Below are 24,406 nucleotides of genomic sequence, written 5' to 3'. Positions count from 1 at the left end.
TTGTGTCATCAATACTAATTCCATATACAGATAGGTCTTTCTTTGATATTGCTTGGTCTATGAAAAATTATCTGGGGTAACACATGGGATCGGATACGAACGACCGGATGTCAACACTTGGTTTAGGCGTCGTGCAGCCTTATCACCTTCATGTTCCTCGTGCCGGCGCCAGCGGCAAAGACCTCAGTGTTGTCGAATTTGATGGTTACGAAGAACTTGGTGAACCCAGTCGATTTGTGATTCGTTTAACGCACCCACAATCTGATCTTCCCCGCTCTGCTTTTGTCGGAATGCCTGCTACCTTCACCATTACCCCACCCGCTTTGCCGGGTCTGCCCACCTTGGGAGCAGGTCGCAAAACGCAAGGCGTTATCACCAGCTTTCGGCAACTTGACAGTAACGGGGATGTTAGTACCTACGCAGTAATACTGGAATCTCGCATCGCACAGTTACGCAACGTTACTCGGTGCCGTTTGTTCTTAGAAAAAACCTTCCCAAAGATCATTGAAAGCATCCTACGTGAACATGGCTTTGCGGGCGACAACAGCAACTTCAGCTTTACGCTACGGCGTGAATACGAGAAGCGCCCCATCGTCACCCAGTGGCATGAAAGCGATCTGGCCTTTATTCAACGACTATGCCGCCGCAGCGGCATCTGGTTCCGGATCGATGCCGGCGAGTATGGAGAAGTTATCCATTTCGGCGATGACTTCACGCATTACGGGCGCAGCCCCGCATTGTCGGCACCATTGAGCCGGGATGCCGGATTGGAAAGTGTTGGCAGCGAAGCGGTACGTGCATTGGAAACCCATGCCAAGATGATTCCGCAATCCTATATTGTCAGGGACTACAACCACCTTACCGCACCGGCCCCGATAGAGGCCGAAGTCAATCTTGCTCGCAACGACAAGACCACTTTCGGTCAATCATGTGCCTTTGGCTCGATGCACCTGAGCAAAGAACAGGCTGAATGGGAAGGACGTTTGCGCCACGAAGCAGCGCTGTGCGAACAAGTCATCTACAAGGGTAAAGGCAATGTGCTTGGCCTGATACCTGGTGCTGTGTTCCGTTTCACCAACAAAGTTTTGCCTGATGCCGAATACGGCCAACTGATCACCAAGATAACCCATCATGGCGCCAGAGATACCGCCTATCACAACAGCTATATCGCCATCCCGTCCGACCGTATTTATCGTCTGCCGCTGCATGAGGACGATTGGCCGAAGGTTGACGGCACGGTGAGCGCCCGGATCGCCTCGCCGGATCGCTATCCCTACGCCTATATGAGCAAGACGGGTGATTACGTTGTGCAATTCGACTTCGACCGTGACCCACGCCAAAGTGGACTCAATAGCTGCTGGATGCGTCTTGCCAAGCCATTCGCAGGAGGCCTGCAAACCGGTTTTCATTTCCCGCTGATCGATGGGGTTGAAGTCGCCGTGGCCTTTCACAACGGCGATCCGGACCGCCCCTATATTGCTCATGCACTTCACGATAGCCAGAACAGCGACCTGATCACCAATGAAAACCGGTGGATGAGCCGCAACGAAATCCGCACCCAGAGCAACAACAAGTTGCGGATGGAAGACTGGGAAGGCCAGGAACACATCAAACTGGCGACCGAGTATGGCAAGAGCCAACTCAATTTAGGTCACTTGGTTGATGCAAAGAAGCAGCAGCGTGGCGAAGGCGTAGAAATGCGCACCGATGGCTGGGGCAGCGTGCGGGCGGGCAAGGGTTTATTTGTCTCCGCTGATGCACAACCGAAGGCCAACGGGCAACAACTTGAGATGCAAGCGACCGTTACCCGACTGGAGCAGGCGCTGGAACAAGCACAGATATTAGGTGGCGCAGTCAAGCAAGCGCAGGCCATTGCAGCCGACTTTGATCAACAGCAGGGATTGTTAGACAAGACGCTCAAAGATCTCAAGCAATCCGGGGTTTTGTTTAGTGCTCCCGCAGGCATTGGCCTTGCCTCCGGCGGTAACCTGCAACTAAGCGCATCGCAAAATCTGATCGCTACCGCTGGTGGCAACGCCGATATCAGTGTGATGAAAAAATTCACGGTGGCCGCTGGCGAGGCCATATCGCTGTTTGCACAGAAGCTCGGCATCAAAATCTTCGCTGCAAAGGGCAAGGTCGAGATTCAAGCGCAAAGCGACGAGATAGCGCTGTCGGCCTTGAAGGACCTGAAGATCGTCAGCGTGGAAGGCAAACTTGTTTTGTCGTCGACCAAAGAGGTCTGGATTGGCGCCGGCGGCTCCTACATCAAGATTACGCCGGAGGCCATTGAGAACGGCACGCCGGGGGACATACTGGAACGGTGTGCTATGTGGAATAGGCCGGGAGCCGCTTCGATGAGTATTCCCGTGTCTCCAATGCCTGTTAGTGAACTCAAGCCTATTAAGCTGGCTATCAATCTACAAGATATTCCCGGCGCACATGGCGTCACTCCGGTTGGTCAAGCCTGGAAGATTGTCCTTCTGGATTCGCAAACGCTAAATGAAAGCGACAGTGGTGCGGTTAGTCCAAACGTGTTTGCAAAACAGCATTGGGAAAAAATTCTCCATGAAGGCACCATTACCGCCAGCGGGAAAATTGATCTCACAGATACGCAGCAGCAAGAGCTATTTGCTGCGGTAAGCCAACAGCGCAATCAGATTTTTTTCATCAGCGGTCTCAGTGCAATGCCTCTTACTGTCGCTGGCTGGAATAACGAATCGTTCTACGATAATCCTCCACACACGTTGGATGCGCTTAACTTCATTCCAAATGGCGTTGATATAGATCCGATCCGCCAAGGTCTCATGAACGAAGTCGCAAAAAAAGACGGCGATGTGCAAGAGCTGTCTCAGCTCATTAAAAAAACGGTTATTCGATAAATCCTGCCATCCTCCTCCTATCCGTTAGAAACTATATCCATGGACTCCTACACCGCACAACTGACTGCCGGGACGAATACTTCTATCACTGGACAATATTTTGATTTGGATCAACCTTTTGCGTTTCCACGCTATGGCAATGAATGCATCCGACGCACAACTGGGAAGGATTACTTTGAAGCCGTAGCCAGGGAGATTCGTGCAGCGAAGAGCTTTATTTTAATTACTGATTGGCAGTTGGACTATGACGTTGAATTGGATCAACGTGGTGTATCTGGTCACCCTGGACGGTTGTCGGAGTTGCTGGCAGCTGCGATGCAGCGTGGTGTGCATGTGCGAGTGATGCTGTATGACCCAATTACGATAGCTGTAGATACTCATGCTCAGAAATCCAGAAAATATTTAATGGAATTACCACAAGGAACAGGATCAATTGAAGTCATGCTTCAGAATCCAAACACCGGCAGAGATATTTTAGACAGAAAGAATTCGAATGATTTTTTCTCCCATCATCAAAAAACGTTAGTAATTGATGGACAGATCGCTTTCCTGGGTGGCATGGATTTGGCCTATGGCCGTTGGGATACCAATTCATTTGATGTTGTGATTGATCCCAAGATGCACGTTATCAACGATGCCTATAATCAGCAATTAACGCCCGCACATTCTCTAACGCCGGAAGAAATTTTGCTCACTAATGGGAATAATAAGAGGCCTGGTTTTCAAGCCTCGTACGGAGCAGATGGCAAAGTATTTGATGCCTCTTTTCAGCCACGTCAACCTTGGCAGGATATTAATTTACAAATTAAAGGACCGGCAGCCTTTGACGTTTTCGTGAATTTTATTTTACGTTGGAATAGTTTTGCTGGAAAAGACACTAATTTGCTTGATCGTGGCATGGCGGTCAACTGGTTCAAGCAAGCTAAGGGAGCCGACTACTTATGCGACCCCTTGCAAAAGGGAGCTGGCACAGCAGTAGTTCAAATATGCCGCTCGGTATCTTCACAGCAATTAAAAGATGAGCTGTCGTTATGGAATAACGCCCATCAATACATCAATGATGATTGGAAGCAGCCCGATCGGACACGCCGCAACGCTGTGCAGGCGGCCCGAAAGGCATGGGTGCAAGATAATCAGACGAGTGTCTTGGATGCGATGATTAACTGTATTCGCTCTGCGCAAGGTTTTATTTACATCGAAAATCAATTTTTCGTATCCGATTGTGGGGTAGACAAATTTGGAACTCACTCACCGGCGAAAAATAAAATCATTGCTGAATTGGCAAATGCGATTGGAAAAGCAATCTATGCAGAACGCCCGTTTCATGTATGGCTGGTGTTGCCAGAACATCCGGAAGGCATGCTTGAAGAGGCAGGTACAAGCTCACAGCTTTGGTGGGCCCTACAAGGCGTTAAACGTGCTCAAAATAGCCTTATCCATCGTATCAATGCAACGCTGGTCGGCTTTCATTTGAAAGAGTGGAAGTTAGAGGTGCAACCTAAGACTAATGACGAAATTTCGATGTTGTTGCAGCAGCATGGTATGCAAGATAAATGGCGTGAGTATTTAACCGTTCTTAATCTGCGTAACTATGGGAGTACCGAAAAATCGGTGCTAACGGAAATGGTCTATATCCACAGCAAATTAATAATTGTAGACGACGCCGTTGCTATTATAGGAAGCGCTAATATCAATGACCGTAGTTTGAACGGTGATGGGGATACGGAACTTGCTGCTGTTGTTGTCGATACTGCGGAAGCTGGTATGACTGATGTCGGTAATGGCATAAAGATCATCACACGCAAATTCGCACGTGAATTGCGCATGCAACAATGGAAAAAACATCTCGGAGTATTAGTCGATCAATCCACGACCGGCGTTCAAAAGGAAAATCACCCGCCGCAGAGTATCAATATTGAACACCCTTTAGCAGACGCAACAATTAAGGGCATTCAGAATCTAGCCCAAGAGAACCGTGCTGCATACAACGAAGTATTTCTCCATACACCACGCAATAGTTTCAAAACATTGACAGAAGGCCGAGAAAAAGCATATCCGTTGCTATTTAGCGGAAATGGTAAGCATGATTTTGCGGCGCAGCCTAGTTTGCAGCCAGCCTATATGAGCAGAACTAATACGGTGACTGAGCATCATGTAGTTGATAAGGCAATAGATACTTTACGAGCTAAAGTTAAAGGTTTTTGGGTCGAGATGCCATTAGATTGGGGATCTGAGGAAAAGAAAACACCAAAACCGCCTATATCTCCTACTGTGATTGCGTCCATATCCAGCAACTCTACATTGGACACGGTATGAAAGATCTCGACAAACTTGATTTAGTCCTCATCGGATTAGATTTTATATATCACTACAGATACCTAACTTGGACCATTGCAATCGGTTCAATGACTTGGATTTTTATTAGAAAATTTATGGGCATAGTTAATTTTTATAAAATATCGACAATTCTTTGGTGGATTACGATTTTTATGGCCGCTGTCGAAATAATATCTCTTGCATCTTGGTTTTTGTTTTTTGAAAAAGATGATCTAGGTGCTGCATTCTATGTAGGTTTTTTAGGCTCTTTGCCAATTATCATTCCTTCATTTTTATTTTTATTTTTTAAGCCTAGTCAATAAAAATAATAATATCACGATAGAAATAAAATGAAATCATTAAATATTATCATATGCTGACGCAGCTTAATATTTCGTTAAATTATTTCAATAAAATTGAATCAACACAATAATGGAAATATATTTTGAAAAAGCGATTAAATTATTAGAGATTTTTTTCTATGGATGGCCTATTTTATTATTTTTATTTCTGATTATTTTTTTAAATAAATTGAATATATATACTTTGGAATATATATTTATCAATGCGATTTGGTGGACATTAATTACAATTGGAATTTTAGGTATTGCAATTTTTATATTCGCATTTTTTACAATACCAAGAGATGGTGTATCTTTTATTGTTTTCTTTGGTACTTTAATGTTTGATGGACCATTACTATTATTGACTTTACTAACATTTTTTTTAAAACCAAAAAAATAAGACTTTAAATAATTGTTTATTCCCTCTCCATTGCAGCCTAAATACCTTGTATTTCCGGGGAAGTGAAGGCTAAAAAAATATAGATTAACAGTGCGAGCCACATTGACACATTTCGTCAAATAGTAGACATTCAACTTCTATGCAATTTTTTTGTTGAAATAATTTCAACAAAAATCAACATTAAAGGGGTTGTTATGGATTTATCGAATATGTCAGTCGCAGAACTACGCACGTTACAAGACCAGGTGCAACAAGTAATCAAAGTCAGAGAGAAAGAGGAGCAAGCAGCCGCTCGCCAGAAAATACTGGAGATTGCTCAGGGCGCAGGTATTTCCCTTGAAGAGCTGATGAGTTCTACGCCCAATGTGAAAAGTGGTGTTGCAAGGGCAAAGGTTGCTGTTCAATACCGTCATCCTAATGACACTTCATTGGAATGGACTGGCCGGGGTCGTCAACCGAAGTGGGTGCAAGAATGGGTAAGTGCAGGGAAGTCGATGGATGAACTGAGGGTGTGAGTTAATTACGATCGGGAAGTAAAACCGAGCAGCATTTAAGTAGTGCTGCTTGGAATCCGTATTATGTTAATGCCTAATAAAGAGGAGATACCGGGTGCAAGAACTGGACAATTCCTTGATCTTAGAGTTCGAAAACTTGTTGTCCTTACCTGCACCTAAAGGGCGTCAGAAAGAGCAAGTAATTCAAGATTTTCTCGAAACTCATACCGAATTAATACCATTTACAAATCGGCTGAATCATCACCTTCATTTTCGCATGATTTTGTCTAAATTTCCATTGGGAACGGAATTAACTACTGATTATGTGTATATAACTAAAAGCTCAGATAGATGGCGTATTACTTTGGTAGAGTTGGAGACTCCAGATAAATCGATATTTACTAATAATATGCATGCCGCAACACCTTCCGCAGAATTCAGTGCGGCATTAAATCAAGTAAGAAATTGGCAAATATTCATTGATGATCACAAACAAGAAGTAGTACGTAAATTAGATCCGCTTCTTCGACCACTAGTTATGCGGAATAATCCAATTGAATTTAATTATCAGCTAATTATAGGAAGATCAGACAATAAGAATATAAGTGAGGCTCGGAAGAAACTAATAAATAAATTAAATAGTGAATCAAATATAGAGATCCTTACATATGATTCTTTGATCAATTGGTATAAGAATGACCAAAAATTCAAAAAAAATATTCTAAGTCTTGCAGGATTTGGATTTAAATTTAAATATATGCATTTTGAACCAGCTCAAATTTTTGCACATGTTGGACCAGATTTTTTATTTCTTACAGCAGAAGAAAAAAGCGAATTACGCAGCGCTGGTTATGAGATTGATAAATGGAGTGAAGGCGAATTACTTATTGCCAATATAAAATATGCAAGATCGACTTTGGAGAAGGAGATGAGTGATGAAGCCACTTTAAAAATGTTGAACAAAAAGTAACGACAAATATCAAATTTACGGCATTTATAATTTCCTCTTGTCTACAGTACACTCCACTCAATTCAATTCAATTCAATTCAATTCAATTCAATTAAAAGTATCATAACAGGCGGGCTTCCCTGGTGCCTCAAATAGTTTGCTCCGACCATACTAGGTTAACATAAGGGCCTCAATTCAGGGCGTCAACCTCAAGTTTCGGCAATATCTTATGTGAGTCAACAAAGCATTTGGTATCAACGTCTGATAAAGGGTCTGCAATGTTTACTTTTGATGCTCTTATATTTGAAGATAACATCTTCGCAATCACATAACTTTGGTTGTCATTGAAAAATTTATCTAGATCATCATCAGAAAAATAGCGCTCTCTTTCTGGTTGAGACCATCTTCCGCCGGCACAAATATCGACATAAATAAAATCCCCTCTCTTAAGCCATTCGTAAAATTTTATTTCCCCCCAAACATTACTATCAAGATAGCGCCCAAAATATCGTTTAAAGTATTTATCGCAAAGATTTGCTAGTTCGTTGCGTATCGCTCTGGGAAATTCTTTAGAATTATCGACTTCTTCGTATTTGGCAACTGTTGCTGCTGTAAATTTAATTAGATTACTAACGAAATCATTTATTTTATTTGGATTCACCAAATCAGTAGATTCCATCAAGTTTTTTATGGTTACGTTAATGTCAATTGCTTTATTTTTTATTTCAGAAACATTTCCGCCATACTTAATTTGCCTCAATAATTTATCAAAATCTGTTTTTAATTCATTCAGTCTAATATCTAAGATAGAATTAACTACAATATGGTTAAACACCACTATCGTCTCAATCTCAATTTTAATGTACATATCTTTAATTTCGGTTTGTGTATTTGAATTCATTTTTTAGTTTATCGAAAATAAACAAGTTATTCAAGATGTTGCAGTATTTGAGAAATCGAATTTTATTCGACTGAGCTTGACGTCAAATTAGATTTAAGAAGGGTCATTCAATAAATTTTTTATTTTCCCGGTATAAGCCTGATCTGGCCTACCAATTCTCTTCTTCTTTATTTTATTTTTTAAATTATAGAAATACCCAGCACCAATCTCATGAAACCTCATACTTGCATAGAGTTTTGGTAATGTCGGGTACGGGCTGGACCCGACACTACCTATCTCTTTCTATCTCAACGCCTCAAAAACGCTTGGTGATCAATTGTGCCGCCCATAGCGGTAATGCGCAGAGTGTGGCACTACTTCGCTTTTGATACATCGCTGCGATCGAACTGAACCACGTAGGCTGCGGGAGCTAACGAAGCGGTATCGTAGAGAGCATCAGCCCGAATTGGCAAAAGCTCAATCGGCTGTCCATTGCCATCAAAGAAAACCAGATAGAAAAAATATTGGTCACGGTGTTCGTTCGTGAGCGATGTCGAATGTTCATTTTCGGATAAAAAAAACCTATACCCTTCTTCACGCGAGAGTTTGGCTACCGATTTCACCTCGATGAAACGCTGTTGAGTTGGCAATGTATGCGACAAAAAATCGTAACCATAGCCAGGGCGGTTTGTTCGAACATCTATTTTTGAGATTAGGTGACTTAGATTTGCACCCGTCAGACGATCTTTTTCCCACTCTAACGCATAGTCCTCCGCCGCTTTCCCGATAATTCCTCGTTGTTTTTGCAAGTCTTCAAAGTTGACTTTTCGATGCACTTTCTTCCTGGGTTTTTGGATACCTACAGCAGCTCCAGGTTCCTCGTTCACGTAAGTATCGTACAAGAATGCCATAAACTTCGGGTTACTCCATTTATCGGTAAGTGAATGACTCAACTTGGCTTGAATTAAGAGGTGTTGATATTCACAAGTGACCAGATCTGTTGGGAACTTGAAGATGCTTGCTAATAACTCCAAATGGTCGGGGCTACATACGTTGAGGAACTGATCAGGGAAATATAGGCTCAGAATTTTGGCCTTGAACATTGGCGATAGCGGGTTGACGTTGATTGTCGCAAAATCAAGATTCTTTTGACCGCCTTGGTAGATCAAATCCAATAGAGCGGTTTTGACTGATTGAAAAGCGTTGTTTTTGGTGATACCAAATTTGGCACTGAAGCGGTAGATCAGTTGCGGATCGGATGCTGTTTTTCCAAAATAGATTCCGAATTTTTTTGCTGTCGCTCCCTGGATACTTGCCCATGGTCGGGTTTTAACCTCAACGTAAGTGCAGAACGTGGGAGTTTGATGCCCGATCACATATTCATCCAGGTCTATGTAGTTGAGTTTTGACAGTGGAAAAGCGTTTAGAAATTCCCCTCGAGTACGAATGGCAATGTCTTCATGCGAAGTGTTATAAGATTTTTCGAACACTTTTAGGGCAGCGGGATTGAGAGCAGAGTGAACAACCATATTGTGTCCTTAACATGTTAGCAGCGATTTTTTTAGATTACTCATATTGCATTTTCTATTTAAACTTGCTTGCGATGACGCACTGGCTCCCTCTCCCCAAAATGCTAGCATTGCCATTTTATCTACAACCCAGAACTTCCCCCATTGACTGATTGCGGGTCTATTAAAATTACCGACAGCCGCTCAACCTGATGTGTGGTTTTTGCGGTCAACCGAGCAACCAGAACCAAATATTTGCTTATAAATTTGAAATTGTCTTGATTTCAACTATTCCCACATGTCAATATATTATCGGTAATTGCACGAAATGGCGTAAAAACCTAATTCAGCATCTGTGTGGTCCCATGAGCGGCCGTCAGAGTAGCCGCATTCATTAAGAAGAGACCCTGATCTATTGCGAATAGCTTGATCAAGAATGCAAAGAGGAAACTATGGAACAGCGAACCCTTCTATATGACGAACGGTTTTTGGAAAGCTACGCTGGGTCTATCATCACAGACCCATCAACTGCCATCGTTGAGCTCGTAGCCAACTGCTGGGACGCATATGCTACTAAGGTTTTTATTACCTGGCCTGACGTCAAAACTGAACGACAGTTCAAGATCACTGACAACGGGCATGGCATGACCCGTGAAGAGTTCCAGCACATTTGGCGGACCATTGCTTACAACCGCATATCGGCCCAAGGCGCCACGACAGAGCCACCAGAGGATGTTTCAGGCCAGCCTCGTACAGTCTTCGGAAAAAATGGCAAAGGCCGTTTTGCTAGCTTTTGTTTCACCAGCGAATACCTGATCACATCCCGAAAGGACGGACAGGAATTTGTTTGCCGAGTCCATCGCACACCGACTGACCCATTGGTGCTTGAAGAGATATCATTTAAGGCTGAAGGTGTCATCGGACATGGTACCGAGATCGTTGGAAATGGCGAAATCCCAAAGCTTGGCTTCACGGAAGAACGTGCCCGAGAGCTGATCGGAAGCAGATTTCTCGCTAACCCTGCTTTCATAGTGTCCGTCAATGGAAGCCAGATAACCTTCAATGACATACCCGACCTCTTGGCTACCGAAGAGGTTAACGTTGAAGGCTATGGCAAAGTTCGCCTCTTGCACATAGACGCCAAGAAGGCTGACAAAACTACAAAGCAGCACGGAATTGCATGGTGGGTTCAAAACCGTGCAGTTGGTCAGTGCAAGTGGAGCAGAAGTGACTACGAACGAATCCTTGACGGGCGTACCTCAGAAGCTAAACGGTTCACCTTCATCGTTCAGGCCGACTTCCTCAATCAACATGACGCAGTACTTGAAGATTGGAGTGGCTTCCATGAGGACAGCGAAGCATGGACAAAGAGTTGTGAAGCAGTTCAAGACCGTATTCGCCAAATAATCTTTGAAAGTAGCAAAACCGAGCGGGAGGCAAAGCGTAGTGCCGTTATTGAACGCATCGGTAGCACCGTCAATACTCTCTCACCAGTAAGTAAAGACAGAATTGAAACCTTCGTCAATGAAGTGGTGGACACATGTCCCAACTTCGGCGAACAGGAAATTATTCAACTATCCAGCATTCTTGCAAAATTGGAGAAGGCGAAATCTCGTTATGGGTTACTTGAACTTCTTCACAACTGCGACCCGAACGACTATGACACCTTACATACCATTCTGGCCGAGTGGACTATCGGAATGGCGAAGCTGGTGTTGGATGAAATACAGAATCGATTGAAGCTTATCAATGAACTACGGACCAAGCTCCAGGTCGCAGGCATTGACGAAGTGCATGAGCTCCAACCGTTGTTTGAAAGAGGGTTATGGATGTTCGGAGCTCAATTTGAGTCCATTGAATTTACGTCCAATAAAGGCATGACCACAGTCATTCGCACTCTCTTTGGCGATACCACTGGTAAGGGTAGCAGGAACAGGCCTGACTTCGTTGCTTTACCTGATAGCAGCGTCGGCTTTTATGCCCGTTCTTCGTATGACGAAGAATACAACGAAGACGGCATTGAGCATGTAGTGATCGTAGACTTGAAAACCACAGGTTTACCCCTTGGGTCAAAGGAAAAAGAACAAGTCTGGAAGTATGTGAAGGAGCTCAAGACCAAAGGCCATATCCGTAAATCTACGAGGGTAGATGGCTTTGTCCTTGGCAGTGTCATTGAGCAAGGCGAAGATGAAGCCATCAAACACGGCGACGAGGTCAAGATCATTCCTATGCTCTACGGAACAATTCTCGCCCGTGCAGAAAAGCGCTTGTTGAATCTTCATTCACGTGTCAAGGATGCTCCTTTTTTAATTGATCAACAAGATGAATTGAGTAAATTCATTGCCCCCATTCCAGTCGTTCAATCGGACTTGTTGAACGAGGTTTCTGCCTGATGTTTTATATCAGTTAATAGCAGCGATTGAGGATCTGCTACACGTATGACGTAGCGATGATGTGACACAAAAATTCTCAAAGGCTCAAGATGCAATTTAGATTGATCTCAGCTTTCCTGATATTCATTGGCTCATACCTGCCCCTTGCAATTATCCTAGCCGTTCAGGATATACCCAAAGTATGGTGGGGGTTACCTGTCTGCGGTTTCAGCAGGACACCAATTCCAGAATGTACGTTCATCCCATTTAAGAATCCGTCATTTTCACTTACATTTCTCGGCCTTACATTTATTTCGATAATAGTGGCAAATTTATCTTTCAAAAAAATATCATACCCCCACAACATCGAAGTTGTAGCCGTAAAATCAACGCCAAGCGATTTAATAAATTACGTATTTCCTTATGTCGTTTCTTTCATGGGGATCAGCTATAACGAGCGAGAAAAATTACTGGGATTTGCTGTGTTCTTATTGTGGATGTTTGCAATCACTTACAAATCAGGGCAAATCATCATGAATCCACTTCTGCTGATGTTCAATTGGCGTCTGCATGAAGCGACCATTTCCATAAATGGCACTACACGAGTAGTTCGAATATTGAAGCAAGGTTTGTTGATTCCAGGCGCACAGAAGGCTCAAACCATCCAGGATTTTTACATTACACGAGACTAGTTATGTCAAACGAATTTAACTCACTGCGCACCTTCGATTTCGCACAAGCTACTGCCCACTTGTGGGTATTCAAAAAAAGTACGACCAGCAAGAAATATCTGGCTCATTATGTTCCGACCGATGACGCCCTGACCAATACGTTGAAGGAACTCATTCAGTCGGAGATGAAAAGAATTACTGAGTTTTTGCCTTACTCTTATTTGTCTCAAACGAACGAAAATAGCTGCCTAGCCACTTCTCAGCAAGGAACAGATTTTGAATTTCTGAAAGCGCAAGTCGATCGACCTGAACCTGAGTGCCATGCAAAGGGAATTAAAGATTTAAAAGGGGCCGATGGATACCTAGTCAAATTTTCGAATAATGGCGAAACGGTTTATGCCATAAAACGATCAACCGCATCATGGAAAACATCATATCCAAAGAAATTCATAAATATAATTTTTTCAGACGGTGAACTCTCTGCCGCCGAGGATAACGGATTTTCCATTGAGCGTAATTTCGATTTTTTTTGCAAAGATGCGCTTATATTTATTGCAAATAAGCGCAGTTTTGAATCGGCAATGCAGTGTAAATTCGCTTACACTCAGGCTTTTTCAGACTTACAGAATAGTCCATCTTTTTCTGCGCTATTTACAAATCTTCAGCCATTAGTTACCTACGTTGGCAACAACTCCATTCAGCTGCGGCGCATGGCAACCGTGGAACAAAAGAATTTGTACGCTCAACCCAATTTTTTGGCGAATTTGCAAAGCGTCAACGGGACACGTAACTGGGGAATTAACTTTGACCCGGTAACAAACAAAATTATTGCTTGCGACCTCACAGCGAAAACCATTCTCCAAGTTCTCTTGGATCATCGACTAATGAGCGAAGTAACCGACAATATTTATGACGTTCCTGACGCCACACAGATCTAGTGAGAAAGCAAGTGGGAACAGATGCTGTGAATTACACGATGCTGGCTCTCATCCCCCGTTGGCTACCTGATTTCATAGCCCTACATAGCCCTATTAACCCTACACAGCATTTCACGAGGCAACGTAATGGCACGAAGCGAAGGCATCGTAATCTTTATCAGCAGCCTGATCCCAGCTTATACCTGGGAAAAAATTGACGGCATAATATGCGCTCGGTCCCTCATCGATGGAACGCTGATTCTTCCGATCCACGATCCCGAAGAGGAAGAGCATGACGGTTCATCTGCGGATGTATTGGTGCATTGGCAGGGTGATCAGAATCGGAAAACAACCGTGTCGGGTTCTCAATTTGCAGCCACCGTCATCGCCAAACATTTCGAACTGCAGGCTATCTTACAGGGTAAGCCATCAGCCAAAGAAGAAGTCCGTGACCTGGTTCGTCACTACGCCATCAAGACAGGTGAAGAGTTGATCTATCACGACGCACAGGACGACTCAAACCTATCGCCGCTGATCGGTAAAGCCGTAAAGAAGCTGGGTGAAGTCGCAGTCGTTCAGCTTCTGCGTAAGGCGATTGGGATGTGATCTAGCAAAAGCGGATCGGAGAAAATACATGAGTTGGGACATCTCTATTTCTAAATTTTCGAAGAAATACACGTCGATTGCCGACATTCCAGACGACGAAAAACCTCTGGAAATTGGCTCCCTAAGCATAGTGCATGAGGCAGTCCTCAAAGTGTTTCGAGGGACAAGCTGGGCTGACCCGTCGTGGGGCATTTGGGATTCGCAGGCCGGATCGATCGAATTCAACCTAGGTCATGTGGATCCAGCCAGCGGTATTATGTTGCACGTTCGTACCAATGCGGAAGTTATTCCATTAATAGTAAAACTCTGTCTCGATAATGGCTGGCAAGGCATAGACTGCAGTTCAGGCGATTTCATTGAACAAAGCGAAGAACCAGCAAATGGGCTTCAATCCTGGGCGGCCTATCGAGATCAAGTCATTCGTGGTGGCAGTGCGTAGATCTGGAGCAGGATAGTGGGTTGAAGCTTGCAGCGTCATCGGCTCAGTATGTTTTGCATGAAGTCTCCGCTCTGCGACATTTTATTGCAATCTCGGGTCAACATGGACTGGTGAAACTATGCAATACGGATACTTGGTTGGACTTTTTGACATCCTCGGATTTGAACATCGCCTTGCCGAGATGGGGTTGCCGAAGATGGTGAGCCTGTATGAAGAACTAATGGGTGTGGTCAATTACAGAAAAGATCAAGAAAAGCGTGTATTCGGCGATTTGGGTTTTACAGAATCCGCATACTGGACCAGTGAAGGCGATGTTTCTATTTTCGACAAGGTTCAAGGGGCCTATTCCAGCGATTCAATTTTGCTTTGGTCCAATCGAACATGGCCAGAGGGGCGCAACAAGACAGCCGATGAACTAAATGTACTTCAAAAAGATGCCGCTCACGGTTGGCAATTTCATCCCATCCCCTGCGACAATTTTTTAGACGTTTGCAACGACGTAATCTGTCATGGGCTAGAAGTTGGACTACCCCTGCGTGGTGCCTTGTCTCTCGGAGAGGCATTTTTTGATGAAAGCAGAAATATTTTTCTTGGCCGACCGATCATTGATGCCGCTCGCCTGGAACCAGGACAAAGATTCATCGGTGCCAGCCTTTGCACTCCGTTCTCTGGGCAAACTATTCCCGAGCGCTTTCTACTGCGATTCGATAAGCACTTAAAGAACGGATATGAAAACGCATTCGACGGCTACGTTCTCGATTGGCCACGTCATTGGCGCAAAACAAGAACTGGTGACGTACGTAATGTTATCGAATCACTGAACAAAGATGTTCGTTATGCTGTGTATTATGAAACCACACTAGAATTAGTTGAACATTCGATGAAATTCGCAGGGCAATTTGAATCCGACTTCGAAACATCGATCAGAACTGTTTATCAGCAGTTCTCACGAGCTAATGATCAGCTTACCATGAGAGCTCGTGCTGTTCGTCGAATCCCCATAGAACCCGACAAATCAGAGTGAAATTTTGATTTAATTTCTTCCCGAAAAAGCCACATAGCTAGCGCTATTCGTGGTTGCAGAACGACTCAAACCTATCGCCATTGATCGGTAAAGCTGTAAAGAAGTTGGGCGAGGTTGGGGTGATTCAGTTTCTGCGTAAGGCGATTGGGGTGTGACGTGGTTGAGCATGTAGAAGCGACGATGCCGTATAACCATAAATAAAAATTTTTTGACCGTGGGATTACAAATGAAAATCGATCGTGCTTTTCAAAACGAATTGTTAGAAAATTTAGCAGCGGCTTATCCAGATAAGCTCCGGAAAATATTCATACACGGCGAGCCAAAGATAGACGATGAGAAAAAAATAGCAAACTTATTGTATCTGGAAGAGCATGGTCTTGTGGATGCGGGTTTAACCCAAGGACTTAATGGCGATTACGGACATGCAGGCTCAAAGATAACGGCCAAGGGTATCGATTTTCTCGCTGATGACGGAGGCTTAAGTGCCATTCTAGGCACGGTGACGGTAAAGATTCATGCCGACACGATTAAAGAGTTACTTGCAGCAAAAATCGATGCGAGCAGCCTACCCAAAGAAGAAAAATCAAAGTTTAAAAAGCACCTGGATACGATCTCAACAGAGAGCCTGAAAGTTCTCACGAAATCGCTTCTTGAGCAAGGGTTGGCAAGCGTGCCAAACTTAATGCAGTGGTTGCACACCGTAGGTTTTCCTAGCTCTTAACTAAGAATCAAAATTAGCACGTATATGCTTGTCCTGATGCGCCTCCCTTATGCATAGCCATCTTCAGTCGCAGATTTCTCGTTGATTTCCAAACCGAGTTCTTCACCTTTCATGCAACCAGCATATCTCGATCGTCTCTCATCCGATATCCGCTCTATGGTCGAAGAAGTCGAGCGGGCCAGTGGGATCGAGATTGTCGTCGAAGTGACCTCAGCCCGGGTTCGATATCTCCCAGACCAACCGGACACCATGGCGTGCAAGTTCAGCCCGCATGGTGCCAAATTTCTGATCCCAACTCTAGATTATTTCCCCGATGGCTCAGTGCTACACGAGTTACTTCACATCCGAAGGTTTTTGGTTGACGGAGTGCCATCCCTCAGCGACTGTGATACCTATGAGCACTGGAGACCAAGCTTTGCTGCCGGCTTGACCCGTCTCGATAACAGCCTTGAACATCTCATTATTGTTCCAGAAGAGCTTCACATCCGGCCTGATAGAAAGGAACATTGGGAGCGTGTAATGACGCACATGTGGAATGGGCTTGCGAACGAGAGCTTCAGTGAAGTGGATCGGCAACAACAGGCGCTTATCAATTGGGTATTCCTTCGGCACGTAATACCAGACAGCCCAGTGCGAACAAGTGCTACGAGCGTATTGGAAAAATTTAATCTCAGCAATTTAGCTCAACGATTTTACGAGGCACTGATCCCCAATCTTTCGAACAAGGAAGACCTTGTCAGGGAGTGCTTCAATCACCTGGAACTACCTCTGGAGATGGCATGTCTGGAATACATCGACATCCATAATGGCATACGCAAGGAAGTTCCCCTGGTTCAGTGAGCTTTCCATGAAATGCAAGACTAGCCTTCCCAACATAAAAGACGTCGAACAGTGTTGCTACCGTGGTAGGCATATGTCTATACCGAATTCCTCGCCATAAAATTGACGACGCCTTGGCACATAACTTCGACTTGCTCTTTTGTGTACTCGGAATATTTTCCGTGAGCGGCTTTGTTGCGCAGATCTAGCCAAGCTGTGACCGATTTTTGATCGAGCATGTTGTACGCACCTGCTTTGGAAAGATCAGCATTTAACATGTCCCCCATTTTAGGAGCCAGTTTTCCATTGACCGGACGGGAAACATCAACACAATACTTGGAGCAGAGTTGCCGAAGATGCTCTTCAAGGACGCTACCAATCATTACCGCAGCAGGATCTTTATAGTCCGACGCAAGTAGATGCTCTGCCATCTCAAGAAAATCCGAAAATATTTCAGCACTCACGAGAGATTTGACGCTGATCAACCAGCCTCCAGAAACTTCGCCACGTATTGACTTCAAAATTGCAATGCCGGACAGCGCTTGGTTTTCTGTGTGGCCGCTGGTGGCTTGCAGAAATTCGACGTAGTACGCATGTTTCGAACCGAAATGCCTGTCAATAAACGACAAAGCCTCAGAGCGAAATCCTTTCATCTCTGCAAGGCTCACGTACCAGGGATTATTGTGATCGAATTGGGTACGTGTCGTTAAAAGTTGTTCCCCATGTCCCAGAATTTCATCTATTCGCTTGACCAGATCGTTCAGCGTCATCATCTCTCCCCTTTGTCTACAAATTTAGGTATAGCACGAGCATGGCGATGTCTACCATGTCTCCCATGTCTCCCACAAAAAACGTAAAACTGAAAAACCACCGCCCGAGCCAATACATCACAAAATTTAGGAACTACAGCCATCCGGTGTCGGGCTAGCCTGAAAAGGTGTCGGGCTATGTCACCGCCCCGACACTCTGGATCATCAATATCGACAAAGGACCTATGCAATTGGTGTCGGGTGTGTCGGGCTTTTGGCAAATTCAATAAACTTTTTATTCTGCAGATATATGCCTGATCTGACCTGGCTATCCTGTTCTTCTTTATTTTATTTTTGAATTATAGAAAACCCCGACACACCCGACACCAATCTCGTGGAACCTCATATTTACATGGGGCTTTAGTGGTGACGGGTACGGGCTAGACCCGACACTAACCCGACACCACCCGACACCGTTATCAGACCTTATAGTTGCCAGCTCGTGGTGAAATGCTTGAAGCTGGAACTGGCGGACATGTCGGAACACCAAAGTCATGATATTCCGCCGCCCAATATCGTCCATTTTTGTCCCGTTCCTTCTTAAAGCCAATGCTGCCCAAGCGTTCAGCAAATTGATTGCTGGCCAGTGCTTTGTAGCCGTTGTCATTGTTCCACGCTTTATAGCTCTCATAAAGGGCCCCACTCGACACCCATCGCTTAGAATCCTCAACGGGCCTAAGGAACTCTTCCGCAAACTGGCGTACAGGGTCGGAATTGACCCTATACTGCGCCACTTCATCCTGTGAACTTTGCGGCATCACAAATTCACCACGCTGCAACAGGTTCTGTAACCCTGTTACTGCCCAGTTCAGAATACCTGGCAGTTCAGCCATGAGCTTGACCCCACGTTGCTTGTCCTGCTCTTCCAGCTTGAACTGACGGTTGAAGCGCACAATCATTGCTCGTCGAAAGAATCCGTCAGAATGATCCAGCAACCTTGGCAATGCATTGGTTGCGCCGATCAAACGTGAATACGGCTTGAACGAAAACGGCTTTTCATTCTTTCGCTCTGCTTCGATGATATCCCCAGCGGTGATCTGCTTGAGATATCCATCGGCAACGGTCGCTCGTGCAGACATTTCCGAACTCATATTGATCAGTTTTCCTTGAAGCTCCGCACGTACAAATTTTTCTTCCAAACGCTCAATCGGGGCATAGCTGATGTTGACCTTGCCGATTAATGCCGTAATCATTTCCAGTATCAGCGATTTACCGTTACCACCAGCGCCGACCAACCACAGAAACCGGTGAAAGCGAGTATCTGGAATCAAACAATAGCCGATGTACTCTTGCAGCAGTTGGATTTTTCCAACCTTGTCCGCATCTGGAGAAAAAATTTCATCAAGCGTCTGCAACCACAAGGAACAGCTAAGCGTGGCGTCATACGTGACGTTCAATTTATTCGTCAGATAGTGATCAACCGAGTGCGGAAGCAGCTCACCAGTTACCGGATTCAATGTGCCGTTGTTCAGACAAATGAACGGCGAGTTGCGTTCGAATTTTTCTGGCATCGCTGCATACTTGATCTTGACCAGTTCGACTATGCGGTTTACATCCGACGCACTAACCTTGCTGTCCCCAGAGGCCACTATGGCTTCTAGGATTGGCTTTTTTACGCTTACGTCAAGGTTAAGCGGTTTCCAATACCCTGCCTTGTATGCAACCATCTGATTGTTGAACCAAGCTACGTGGTCACCGTGGTTTGTCATCGCAAATTCAACCGCCAATTCCAGCGCTTCCTTTTTTTTAGGCAACGCAAGACGATTTGATTTCCTGGCTCGTGTTGGTCTCTTCGCTGGCGCAGGTGGTGGAACAGGAGGAGTCGGATCATCAAGAGATATCTGCGCCCAAAGCGCTTCACCAAGCTCAGCAAGCGATTCTGCTGTCCAGCCGTCAGCTGCAGCATCAGCCAGGTCATAGCCCTGTGCAAGCGTCCGACCGTCCTTGACCAGCATATCCAATCGCAGCACTGCAACGACTTCGGCACCGACAGTACGTAGCAGGCCAATCAGCTTGTCCGTATAAGCAGTACCAGCGTCATCATTATCTGGGGCAAAGTAGACCTTGCGACCAGCGAACGGGCTGAAATCCGTTTTCTCTGGCGACTTCGCTCCGTTCATAGTCGTCACTGCCACAAATCCAGGAAACAATAGCTGTGCAGCATCAGCGGATTTTTCGCCCTCGTTGAACAACACTGGCGCATTAGGCCTCGCAGCGAGACGATCAAGGCCATACGCAGGGCGTGGTGCCGTAGGCGCTTTATTTTGCCAACTAACCCAACCTGTAGAATCCCTGCAATAAGTCTGCGGCAGGAACGATTTTCCGGTCTCGGTATTAAAACGGTTGATATAAAACATCGCTTGACCGTCAGCATTACGGTACGCCCATTTCTTAGCAGGATGACCGAGCTTAGAACCAAAAAAGACAGGGCATGGTCTAGCATCAGCAGGGATCGGCATGATGGCCGTGTATTCTGGCGGTGGTGCGACCTTGTTAGCTGCATTACGTTTGACAATCGCAACACTGTCAGCGCTTGACAGCCCGGCGATGAATTCAAGAATCTTGACTGCGGCAGCGAGCTGACTAATTCCGCCTTCAATATAGGCAATCAAACTGATCGGGTCACCGCCTGTGTCTTTTTTGTCACCGGCAAAATCTGACCAGACGCCAGTTTCAATGTTGATGGAGAATGATCCAAGCCCGCTATCGTCACGTGTGGGATTCAGTGCAACGTACTGCTTGCCACGTTGTTCACCATCGGGTAACCAACGCTCCAGAATGTCGTCGATGCATTCCAGCGCCAACTCCCTCGTATGTACGAAACTGAGGCCGCTTGTGGCTGAATGGTGCAAGGCCAACAGTTCCTTGGCACGGGATACCGGATCATCGTTTGTTATTAGCGCTGCTGATTCCACGCCAATATTGTTGCTGGTTGCTACGCTTGTTTGGGACTTCACGTCCTCTTTTTTTGGATTAAAATAAGTCATCTGATTATTATTTATATTGTTTTTATTGGCCCGTCTGAAACCATTAATTTCGACGGGCTTTCTCTTTACTACCTTGTCTCCTGCAACACGGCCAACAGCGCCGCATTACATGATTTTCTGCTGCTCATACCGTGGACGAAGCGAAGCGATATCAAACCCGCTTGCTGCCGCAACCCTAGTAGCCATGTCCAGATTCGGAATAACACCGTTTCGAATCCACTTGCTGATTACACTGGTCGAGACCCGTAAATTTGCAGCTGCAATCTTCGGACCACCCATGTTGTAAATCGCCTTTTTTATCTCTGGTTCCTTTGCCATTAGTAATTTCCTTTTCAAGTAAACGACGGTGACTTTTTATCCACCTCTATATTTATGTTAACTCCCGTTTTCCGGATTAATGAAAATCCCGAAAATATTTTTCACGCCAACCTCCGCTGCCACCGGCACTGCATTTGGAGATGGCAACAGACGTGACTTCTCCCGCACGGACAATGCCCATGCTTCGTTTTACAACTGGTTATTTGCACTTCAGAACGAAGAGCGTATCGCTCACCTAAAGCTCGGTGCGTTGCTTGTGTCGCCGCTGTTGCTTGAAGTTACCAAGCTTCGTTATTATTCTGGCGGCGTTATTGATAGGTGCGTCGATTACGGCAATGAATCACCTACCCCTTGAGCTTATCGCATACCAGATGATGAAGTCCAAGAGTAAACGGGGGTAAATATAACGAAGTATGTCCGGATATGGATGGCCGAAATTCGTGCAATTACCGGTAGTGATTTACGCCGATGATTGCCGAAAATTTTTCATCGTCAATAATGAAAACATCCTCCCGATCCTCCCAACGTTGCTGCATTGGTCACGACCTGGGAGGATGGGAAGATGATTTACAATTTTCTCCGCAAAACTTGCCAAAAAATTTAACAAGCTGCGGCAAATGACAAGTCAGGCCTCGGCCAACAACGAGGGCTCTTCGGGCACGATTTGCAATGGGCGAAAATACTCTTCTGCTATCGCATCCTTGGCTTGCACTAACCACCAAGTCTGATCGGATTTGCGCTGTTGGAAACCCAGTGATGACAGTTCCCGCCCGAGCGTAATAATGTTCCCGGCATTAAGCCCTCGATCCCCGCACCACGCTCTGAACGCCAAGAATAGATCCCTCGGGACGTAGCCTGAACGGTCGGTGGCTTCTTCAAGGCATTCATCAGCAAAGAGCCGGACAGGAGACAGCTCCTCCTGGTAGCGTTTGACCGCTCGTTGGGAAGACGGCGGGATGCTGAACCTGCCTTGCTCTCGCAGCTCGTACAACCCCTCTAACGCCCAGTGAATAATTCCCGGTATCTCAGGAAGTAGCGATTGCAGCAGATTCGGGTCACGTTCCTCCGCAGAAAAATGCTCATTGAATTCAAGGACAATCAAGCGACGGATATAGCCCTCCGTGGTGTCTTTGCTTTCCGGCATATTGTTCGTTGCGACCATCAGCCTGACGTACGGTTTTATCGTATAGGACGGCTTATGCTTCGGCGAAACTTCAATCGAGTCTCCTGAAATCAGAGCCTTCAAGTCACCATCGGAAACAATACCTCGCTTCGGCAAGTCGGCAGACTGGTTCAGCAACTTCCCCTCCAGCGTTGCCCTCACGTACGGCTGTTTCAAGCGATCGAGCATTGCACTGGAGATATTCATCTCGCCGATGATATGTCTGATCAGGTCCATGAGAACCGATTTGCCATTCGCACCCAGGCCGAGCAGGATCAACATGGCTTGCATGCTGACATCCGCTACGAGCAGATATCCAATCCACTGTCGGATGAAGCGAATTTTCTGCTCTCGGTCGTCATCACTTCGCCATATCCGATTGAGGTAGGCGATAAAGCGCTCACAAGTCGCTTCCAGCAGGTAAGGGTGCTCAATCCTATTTAGCAACAGGTGCGCTGGGTCATGCGCTTCAAGCTGTCGTGTCGCCACATTCAACGTGCCGTTGTTGAAGCAAATGTGATTTGCGCTCGGCTGGATGACCTTCATCCGCTTCACATGTGTAAGCCGGATTCTTTTATTGATTTCTGCTAATTGTCGCATAGTACCTCGAGGCCCCAGGTGTCGGATGACCATCTCGTACAACTCATCCTGCTCAACCTCGAAATAAAATCCTTGACCGTAGATGTAAATCTTATCCTTGGTGCTGATCAATTCGCCACGAAACTCACTTGCTACAATCGACCTTGCGTGGGTATCAGGACTAACATCTTTGATGTTGCAATCCCATGTACGCAAATCTATCGGTGCAGTTGCGACCGTACCATCTGGCATGAGGCAACCCCCAGCGGGGCAGTTGATTGATCCGTCGATACGAGCCTGGGCACAACTGTATTGAGGATTGCGGGGTGCAGAGCTAGTTGCCATGTCGCCGTCAAAGCGCTGCTGATCGAAATATGATGCGGAGCTACAGGCACGATAAGCCGCTTCCTGCCCACCTTCAAACGGTGCCAGGGTGCGATTCAATCCTGATACCAGTGCTTCGGACATTGAGCCAACGGTGCCATCGCCACAATAACTGCGAATGACACGGCATTTCAACAAGACTGCTTTCCGCTCCGTCCCCGCATAAATGACTACTGACTGCGCCACTACGGGGGACACCGCTGCATCAATGCTAACAGGTGCAAGAGTGTCGGCCAAAGGGACTGGGGCCGAATCTTCGGCAGGTGCAGCGTTCTGAAGCACTACGTCTTGATCGGCGTTTACGATGACCGCAGCCACCATTTGCGTGGACGAATTCATCGTGCACCTCTCAGACCGCTAACAGCGAAGGCCTGTTGACCAGAAAGGCTAAAGTCAGCAATGCCAATGTGCGTGTTGTCCGGGACAATTCGGTTGCTGTCGGCCATTCCGGTGCGAGTACTTGCAGCCCAAGCCATGACTTCATCAACAAGCCACTGCGCTTTGCGAATGTTAAGGTTTATAGGTCGGGGGAATGAGGAATCCCGGCTCTCGATTCTCCAGAGCGTAGAACGGGAAATATTGAGCAGGTCGCAGATTTGCTTCCTGACGACAAATTTGAGACTGCTATTTGTGCTATATGCCATTTTTAATTTCTCAGTTCATAAATGTGATCCCTCCCAGCAAAAAAATGCCGTCTATGAAGGGAACAAAAATACAACTGAGCAAATGGCATGTTGCAGGACTGCATCATGTTCCAATGGCCTAGGCGACCATCAGCGGCTCAAGGTTGTTCGATTACACTACCGACTACGTTTACTACAGTTA

At 45.6% G+C, this 24,406-nt stretch carries 22 protein-coding genes; 15 read left to right on the top strand and 7 right to left on the bottom strand.

The genetic code is table 11. The features are described 5' to 3' along the window. Positions 1–83: 83 nt before the first annotated feature. The 6 genes from LT85_RS03685 (at position 84) to LT85_RS03660 (ending at position 7,406) form a co-directional block, all read left to right on the top strand. Positions 84–2,882, top strand: coding sequence for a type VI secretion system Vgr family protein (locus LT85_RS03685; RefSeq protein ID WP_081991996.1), 2,799 nt, complete (start codon positions 84–86; stop codon positions 2,880–2,882). A 39-nt stretch (positions 2,883–2,921) separates the two neighbouring features. Next, on the top strand, positions 2,922–5,198 hold the full coding sequence (locus LT85_RS03680; RefSeq protein WP_038485417.1) for a phospholipase D-like domain-containing protein: 2,277 nt from the start codon (positions 2,922–2,924) through the stop codon (positions 5,196–5,198). Next, positions 5,195–5,521 (top strand): hypothetical protein, encoded by a 327-nt coding sequence (locus LT85_RS03675; RefSeq protein ID WP_038485414.1) that lies wholly within the window; start codon positions 5,195–5,197, stop codon positions 5,519–5,521. The genes LT85_RS03680 and LT85_RS03675 overlap by 4 nt, the downstream gene beginning before the upstream one ends. Positions 5,522–5,630: 109 nt before the next feature. Continuing rightward, positions 5,631–5,942, top strand: a complete 312-nt coding sequence (locus LT85_RS03670; protein WP_038485411.1) for a hypothetical protein — start codon at positions 5,631–5,633, stop codon at positions 5,940–5,942. A gap of 194 nt (positions 5,943–6,136) precedes the next feature. Continuing rightward, on the top strand, positions 6,137–6,457 hold the full coding sequence (locus LT85_RS03665; RefSeq protein ID WP_038485408.1) for an H-NS histone family protein: 321 nt from the start codon (positions 6,137–6,139) through the stop codon (positions 6,455–6,457). Positions 6,458–6,551: 94 nt separating this feature from the next. Beyond that, positions 6,552–7,406, top strand: a complete 855-nt coding sequence (locus LT85_RS03660; protein ID WP_038485405.1) for a Shedu immune nuclease family protein — start codon at positions 6,552–6,554, stop codon at positions 7,404–7,406. 169 nt (positions 7,407–7,575) lie between these two features. Here the strand turns inward: LT85_RS03660 and LT85_RS03655 are convergent, their stop codons facing one another. Both LT85_RS03655 and LT85_RS03650 read right to left on the bottom strand, forming a co-directional pair. Then, complete coding sequence (locus tag LT85_RS03655) at positions 7,576–8,286, bottom strand: hypothetical protein (RefSeq protein ID WP_038485402.1); 711 nt, start codon at positions 8,284–8,286, stop codon at positions 7,576–7,578. A gap of 353 nt (positions 8,287–8,639) precedes the next feature. Further along, entirely contained in the window at positions 8,640–9,794 is a 1,155-nt protein-coding gene (locus LT85_RS03650; protein ID WP_038485399.1) for a DUF3883 domain-containing protein, read from the bottom strand. A 431-nt stretch (positions 9,795–10,225) separates the two neighbouring features. Between LT85_RS03650 and LT85_RS03645 the strand changes: the two genes are divergently transcribed. The 8 genes from LT85_RS03645 (at position 10,226) to LT85_RS03610 (ending at position 17,363) form a co-directional block, all read left to right on the top strand. Continuing rightward, entirely contained in the window at positions 10,226–12,166 is a 1,941-nt protein-coding gene (locus LT85_RS03645) for an ATP-binding protein (RefSeq protein ID WP_038485395.1), read from the top strand. 101 nt (positions 12,167–12,267) lie between these two features. Further along, positions 12,268–12,837, top strand: a complete 570-nt coding sequence (locus tag LT85_RS26875; RefSeq protein WP_216595043.1) for a hypothetical protein — start codon at positions 12,268–12,270, stop codon at positions 12,835–12,837. A 2-nt stretch (positions 12,838–12,839) separates the two neighbouring features. Further along, positions 12,840–13,754: a DUF4868 domain-containing protein gene (locus LT85_RS03635; RefSeq protein ID WP_038485389.1), complete on the top strand. Its 915-nt coding sequence runs from the start codon at positions 12,840–12,842 to the stop codon at positions 13,752–13,754. 126 nt (positions 13,755–13,880) lie between these two features. Then, the gene (locus LT85_RS03630; protein ID WP_038485386.1) at positions 13,881–14,339 is read left to right on the top strand and encodes a hypothetical protein; all 459 of its coding nucleotides are present in this window, start codon (positions 13,881–13,883) and stop codon (positions 14,337–14,339) included. Positions 14,340–14,367: 28 nt separating this feature from the next. Then, positions 14,368–14,778 carry a hypothetical protein gene (locus tag LT85_RS03625; RefSeq protein ID WP_038485383.1) on the top strand — a complete coding sequence of 137 codons (411 nt, stop codon included), beginning with the start codon at positions 14,368–14,370 and terminating at the stop codon, positions 14,776–14,778. A gap of 118 nt (positions 14,779–14,896) precedes the next feature. Further along, the gene (locus tag LT85_RS03620) at positions 14,897–15,802 is read left to right on the top strand and encodes a hypothetical protein (RefSeq protein WP_038485380.1); all 906 of its coding nucleotides are present in this window, start codon (positions 14,897–14,899) and stop codon (positions 15,800–15,802) included. 226 nt (positions 15,803–16,028) lie between these two features. Beyond that, positions 16,029–16,523: a hypothetical protein gene (locus LT85_RS03615; protein WP_038485377.1), complete on the top strand. Its 495-nt coding sequence runs from the start codon at positions 16,029–16,031 to the stop codon at positions 16,521–16,523. Between the two features lie 156 nt (positions 16,524–16,679). Next, positions 16,680–17,363 (top strand): hypothetical protein, encoded by a 684-nt coding sequence (locus LT85_RS03610; RefSeq protein ID WP_038485374.1) that lies wholly within the window; start codon positions 16,680–16,682, stop codon positions 17,361–17,363. A gap of 77 nt (positions 17,364–17,440) precedes the next feature. Here the strand turns inward: LT85_RS03610 and LT85_RS03605 are convergent, their stop codons facing one another. From LT85_RS03605 to LT85_RS03590, 3 genes are all read right to left on the bottom strand, one after another. After that, positions 17,441–18,115: a hypothetical protein gene (locus LT85_RS03605; RefSeq protein ID WP_253273657.1), complete on the bottom strand. Its 675-nt coding sequence runs from the start codon at positions 18,113–18,115 to the stop codon at positions 17,441–17,443. Positions 18,116–18,570: 455 nt separating this feature from the next. Further along, complete coding sequence (locus LT85_RS25190) at positions 18,571–21,138, bottom strand: phage/plasmid primase, P4 family (protein WP_052134613.1); 2,568 nt, start codon at positions 21,136–21,138, stop codon at positions 18,571–18,573. Positions 21,139–21,243: 105 nt separating this feature from the next. Continuing rightward, positions 21,244–21,456, bottom strand: a complete 213-nt coding sequence (locus LT85_RS03590) for a hypothetical protein (protein WP_038485368.1) — start codon at positions 21,454–21,456, stop codon at positions 21,244–21,246. A 79-nt stretch (positions 21,457–21,535) separates the two neighbouring features. On the opposite strand from LT85_RS03590, the gene LT85_RS26375 reads away from it, so the two are divergent. After that, positions 21,536–21,811: a hypothetical protein gene (locus tag LT85_RS26375; RefSeq protein ID WP_156117420.1), complete on the top strand. Its 276-nt coding sequence runs from the start codon at positions 21,536–21,538 to the stop codon at positions 21,809–21,811. A 270-nt stretch (positions 21,812–22,081) separates the two neighbouring features. Here LT85_RS26375 and LT85_RS03585 read toward each other — a convergent pair whose 3' ends face one another. Beyond that, complete coding sequence (locus LT85_RS03585) at positions 22,082–23,920, bottom strand: DNA primase family protein (RefSeq protein WP_052134611.1); 1,839 nt, start codon at positions 23,918–23,920, stop codon at positions 22,082–22,084. Further along, complete coding sequence (locus tag LT85_RS27460; protein WP_038485365.1) at positions 23,917–24,225, bottom strand: helix-turn-helix transcriptional regulator; 309 nt, start codon at positions 24,223–24,225, stop codon at positions 23,917–23,919. Before LT85_RS27460 ends, LT85_RS03585 begins: the two co-directional genes overlap by 4 nt. Positions 24,226–24,406 lie beyond the last annotated feature (181 nt).

The organism is Collimonas arenae (assembly GCF_000786695.1).
Classification (GTDB): Bacteria; Pseudomonadota; Gammaproteobacteria; order Burkholderiales; family Burkholderiaceae_D; genus Collimonas; species Collimonas arenae_A.
This window is presented reverse-complemented; position numbering and strand designations above follow the sequence as displayed.